Genomic DNA, 4,808 nt, shown 5'->3' on the forward strand with positions numbered 1-4,808 from the left:
TCCTTGATGAGAAGGACGGAACCATCACCGTGCGGGACAATGGGATCGGGATGACCGGAGAAGAAGTAGAGAAGTATATCAATCAGATCGCCTTCAGCGGGGCCGAGGAATTCGTCAATAAATACAAGGACAAGACCGAGGCCATCATCGGGCATTTCGGACTGGGTTTCTACTCGGCATTCATGGTGGCTGATAAGGTGGAGATCATCACCCGATCTCAGAAGCCCAACAGCACTCCCGTACACTGGACCTGTGATGGAAGTCCCAACTATACACTGGAAGAGACCAGTAAGAAGACCAAAGGGACCGATGTCATCCTGCACATCGCAGAAGACAGCAAGGAATTCCTAGAGAGGAACCGCATCCAAGGTATCCTCGATAAGTACTGCAAGTTCTTGCCGGTAGAGATCAAGTTCGGCAAGAAGACCGAGAGCGTGGAGGACGGTACAGACGATGAAGGCAAGACCAAGTGGAAGAGCGTGGAGGTGGACAACATCATCAACAACACCACTCCGGCCTGGACCAAGGCACCTTCAGACCTCAAGCAGGAAGACTATACGGCCTTCTACCGCGAGCTCTATCCGATGAACTTCGAAGAGCCTATCTTCCATATCCACCTCAATGTGGATTACCCATTCAACCTGACCGGGATACTCTATTTCCCTAAACTGAAGAATCAGGTAGAGATCCAGAAGAACAAGATCAATCTCTACTCCAATCAGGTCTTCATCACCGATAATGTGGAGAACATCGTCCCGGAATTCCTGACCCTGCTCCACGGGGTGATCGATTCTCCGGACATTCCGCTCAACGTATCGCGTAGCTACCTACAGAGCGATCACAATGTGCAGAAGATCTCTAAGTACATCCAGAAGAAGGTGGCCGATCAGCTGGAGAAGATGTTCAAGAACGACCGCGAGGACTTCGAGCAGAAGTGGGAGGATATCAAGGTATTCATCGAGTACGGTATGCTCACCCAAGAGAAGTTTGCTGACAAGATGTACAATGCATATCTGCTGAAGGATACAGAAGGCAAGCACTACACCGTGGAGGAATATACCGAGAAGGTGGAGGCCCTTCAGAAGAATAAGGACGACAAGACCGTATTGCTCTACACACATGATGCTGAAGAGCACCATGCCTTCATCAGTCAGGCCAAGGAGCGGGGCTATCAGGTACTCGTCATGGATAGTCCATTGACCAGTCATATGCTCATGAAACTGGAGCAGAAGTTCAGTGATGTCAGCTTCACCCGTGTGGATGCCGATACCATCGATAAGCTCATCGATAAGGGAGAGGATCTACCGAGCAAGCTGAGCAAGGAGCAGGAAGAAGCGCTCAAGCCTTTTGTAGAAGAATTGGTTGACAAGCAGAAGTATCAAGTAGAGCTCAACCCTATGAGCGAGAGCGATGCGCCCATGCTCATCACACAGAGCGAGTTCATGCGTAGGATGAAGGAGCAGCAGATGAGCGGTGGAGGCGGCATGATGATGGGAGCCTTTCCAGAGATGTATAATCTGGTGGTCAATACCAATCATCCGCTCATCGCACAGATAGCTGAGGCAAAGAAAGAGGATAAGAAGAAGGCCCTTACCGAGCAGGCCCTCGATCTGGCCATGCTCAGTCAAGGAATGCTCAAAGGGGAACGACTGACCGGATTCATCAAACGGAGTCTGGACTTGATCAAATGACAAGTCCATTACTTTCGTTGAACATCAAACGCAAAATCTACAATTGAAATGAGAGGTTTATTCATCACACTCCTGGTCCTATTGGTCTTTGGAGGGCTGGCCTTCTTCGCTCTGAAAGGCCCATATAACAACATGGTCGAACTCGATGAGACCGTCAACGGTGCCTGGTCCCAAGTAGAGGATCAATACCAGCGTAGACACGATCTGATCGGTAATCTGGTAGAGACCGTCAAGGGCTATGCACAGACCGAGGAGCGAATTCTCGTACAGGTGACCGAGGCTCGTGCTGCAGCCATGGCGGCCATGCAGAGTACCGGTCCCGATGGAGGGCCTGATATTGCAGCCATCCAACAGACTCAAGGGAGATTGAGTGGGGCCATGCGAGGATTCTTCGGTTATACGGAGAACTATCCCGAATTGAAGTCCAGTCAGCTCTTCAGCGATCTGCAGGCGCAACTGGAAGGCACTGAGAACCGGATCTCTACAGCACGTAGTCGATTTAATGACACGGTTCAATCCTACAATAAGCTGGTCCGGAAATTCCCCAATAATCTGATTGCCGGCATGTTCGGCTTTGAGCAGCGGGAGTATTTCGAATCCACCGAAGGTGCAAATACGGCCCCAGAGGTGAAATTCTGATCGAGCACTTGGCCAAGTATCCCACATTCTTCACTCCGGATGAACGCGCAGAGATAGAATCGGCCATTCAACAGGCCGAGCTATTGACCTCAGGGGAGATACGCGTACATCTAGAAGACCATTGCGATCATCGACCGCACGATAGAGCCGCCTTCATCTTCGAGCAATTGCATATGCATGAGACAGCAGAGCGCAATGGCGTGCTCTTCTATCTGGCCGTGTGCGATCATCGCTTCGCAGTGATAGGGGATATCGGCATCCATCAACGCGTTGGTCAAGATTTCTGGGAAGAACTCTGCAAGGATCTGGAGCAGCATCTCCGCTCAGGTCATCCCAAGGACGGACTGATTCAGGCGATACTCAAAGTGGGCAAGTCCCTCTCAGAGGCATTTCCCAGACAGGCAGATGACAGAAATGAATTGGATGACACCATATCCATGGGGAAGTTATGAGGAGAACGATAGTCGCCTTATTTCTCCTCTGGATAGGGTCGGTCCATGCGCAGGATTGTCTACCTGCTACCCCTGATCTACAGACACAGGACAGCTTCTTGGTCTATGATTTGGCGAATTTCTTGCCTGACGCACAAGAGGGGCAACTGAATAAGAAACTCGTGGACTTCTATCGGGAGACCTCCAATCAGATCCTGGTCATAGTCCCGGATACCTTGTGTGGTTACGAGCCTTGGGAATATGCGACACGCTTAGGACACAGTTGGGGAATAGGAAGAGCCGATAAGGACAATGGAGTGGTGGTGATGCTCAAACCCAAAGTGGGAAGAAGCAAAGGGCATATCCATATCGCTACGGGCTATGGCCTGGAAGGAGCCATCCCCGATGTATACGCCAACCGCATCACCGATCAGGTCATGATCCCTTATTTCAAGCAGAACCAGTATATGCAGGGATTGGAGGCCGGTACCGATGTCATCATGGACCTGGCCATAGGGGAGTACAACGAGCAAGTGGCCATGGTCAAGGGGGAGATGCCCAAGGAAGCCTACTATTTCCTTCTGTCCGTATTCCTCATCCTTTTCCTGGTGATATTCTCCTATCACCGCAGAGTGCTGCGCTATGCTGCAGTCAATGATCTAGCCTATTGGACGGCCTTTTGGATGTTGATGAACCAGCACGGCCATACCGGCCGATTCGATGATTTCGGTCGCGGCAGTGGCCCCTTCCGTACAGGAGGTGGATTCGGTGGCTTCGGTGGAGGAGGATTCGGAGGTGGAGGAGGATTCGGTGGCTTCGGAGGAGGCGGATTTGGCGGTGGAGGCGCAGGAGGATCGTGGTAGAATTGATTCCAAATTCAAGAATCAAGATTCAAGAGCACGTGTCTCTTGAATCAGCTATTTGGAATCTGGAATCAAATGTCTGGAATCAACACTCTGGAATCTTGAATCAAAAGAATGGCATTCGGTAAATGGATAGGTGGAGCAGTAGGTTGGGCCTTTGGAGGTCCGATCGGAGCTTTCTTGGGCTTCGCGTTGGGCTCCATATTCGATAGGGCAGAACCCGGGATGGTGGAACAGGCTCCCTATACCCATTCCACCGGTCGCCCTCAGACCCGACAAGGGGACTTCAATATCAGTCTGGTCATTCTCTCGGCCGCAGTGATGAAAGCCGATGGACGTACCATGAAATCCGAGTTGACCTATGTCAAGTCTTTCTTGGACCAGCAATTCGGCAAACGGGCATCGACCGAGTATATCCGTATGCTACGCGATATCCTGAAGAAGGACATCCCGGTGCGGGAGGTGAGTCAACAGATCGCACAATACATGGCCATGCCTATGCGCCTACAGTTGCTGCACTATCTCTACGGAATTGCCAAGGCCGATGGACATGTACACAGCGCAGAAGTGGATCTGATAAGCACTATTGCCAGTTATATGCGCATACCTCGAGCCGACCAAGAGAGCATCAAGAACATGTTCTACCAGGAGGTGAATAGCGCCTATAAGATATTGGAGATAGACCCTTCGGTAAGCAATGACGAATTAAAGCAAGCCTATAGACGAATGGCCAAACGCTTTCACCCGGATAAGGTGGCGAGTCTAGGAGATGAAGTAAGGCAAGGGGCCGAAGAGAAATTCAAGAAGATACAGGAAGCCTACGAACAGATCAAGAAGGAACGAGGCCTGAACTGAATGATCAAATGGCTCCTATGTGCTCATCCTTCTTCTTCTCTTCAGTGGTTCCTTTATGGTCCACCGGATCGATGGCCTTGGGCAGACTGAAGAGCATGAGCGGATTGAATTTGATCTGTGTTTCTACCTTGAGCGTGTCCTTTTTATTCAGGCAGGGCTCAGGATAAATGTCCTTGGTAGCCTTGGCCGACAGTGAGAACATCACAGAAACGAACAAAAGTGCAATGGCTTTATACCAGGTCATTGGTCGAGATTTGAGTAGTGAAAGTAGGTTATTAAACATATGATTCCAAGGAATTTAACAGCATTTAACAGCAATTGATTGAAGG

The 4,808-nt window shown here is 50.3% G+C and carries 5 protein-coding genes and 1 pseudogene; 4 read left to right on the plus strand and 2 right to left on the minus strand.

Annotation, left to right across the window (positions count from 1 at the left end):
* The 3 genes from htpG to HKN79_01125 all read left to right on the plus strand — a co-directional run.
* Positions 1-1,691 (plus strand): molecular chaperone HtpG (htpG, locus tag HKN79_01115; GenBank protein ID NNC82151.1); only part of this gene is annotated, 1,691 nt, incomplete at its 5' end.
* A 48-nt stretch (positions 1,692-1,739) separates the two neighbouring features.
* Entirely contained in the window at positions 1,740-2,330 is a 591-nt protein-coding gene (locus HKN79_01120) for a LemA family protein (protein ID NNC82152.1), read from the plus strand.
* Positions 2,331-2,338: 8 nt separating this feature from the next.
* Entirely contained in the window at positions 2,339-2,782 is a 444-nt protein-coding gene (locus HKN79_01125; GenBank protein ID NNC82153.1) for a TPM domain-containing protein, read from the plus strand.
* Positions 2,783-3,515: 733 nt separating this feature from the next.
* Here the strand turns inward: HKN79_01125 and HKN79_01130 are convergent.
* Positions 3,516-3,605: pseudogene (locus HKN79_01130) on the minus strand (DUF2497 domain-containing protein).
* Between the two features lie 133 nt (positions 3,606-3,738).
* Between HKN79_01130 and HKN79_01135 the strand changes: the two are divergent.
* Positions 3,739-4,479: a DnaJ domain-containing protein gene (locus HKN79_01135; protein ID NNC82154.1), complete on the plus strand. Its 741-nt coding sequence runs from the start codon at positions 3,739-3,741 to the stop codon at positions 4,477-4,479.
* A 4-nt stretch (positions 4,480-4,483) separates the two neighbouring features.
* Here HKN79_01135 and HKN79_01140 read toward each other — a convergent pair whose 3' ends face one another.
* Complete coding sequence (locus HKN79_01140) at positions 4,484-4,723, minus strand: hypothetical protein (GenBank protein ID NNC82155.1); 240 nt, start codon at positions 4,721-4,723, stop codon at positions 4,484-4,486.
* Positions 4,724-4,808: the final 85 nt, after the last annotated feature.

It is taken from the genome of Flavobacteriales bacterium (assembly GCA_013001705.1).
Taxonomy (GTDB): domain Bacteria; phylum Bacteroidota; class Bacteroidia; order Flavobacteriales_D; family JABDKJ01; genus JABDLZ01.

Coding starts and splice junctions, on each gene's coding strand:
- HKN79_01120 (NNC82152.1), top strand. CDS start 1,740: ATGAGAGGTTTATTCATCACACTCCTGGTCCTATTGGTCTTTGGAGGG.
- HKN79_01135 (NNC82154.1), top strand. CDS start 3,739: ATGGCATTCGGTAAATGGATAGGTGGAGCAGTAGGTTGGGCCTTTGGA.
- HKN79_01140 (NNC82155.1), bottom strand. CDS start 4,723: ATGACCTGGTATAAAGCCATTGCACTTTTGTTCGTTTCTGTGATGTTC.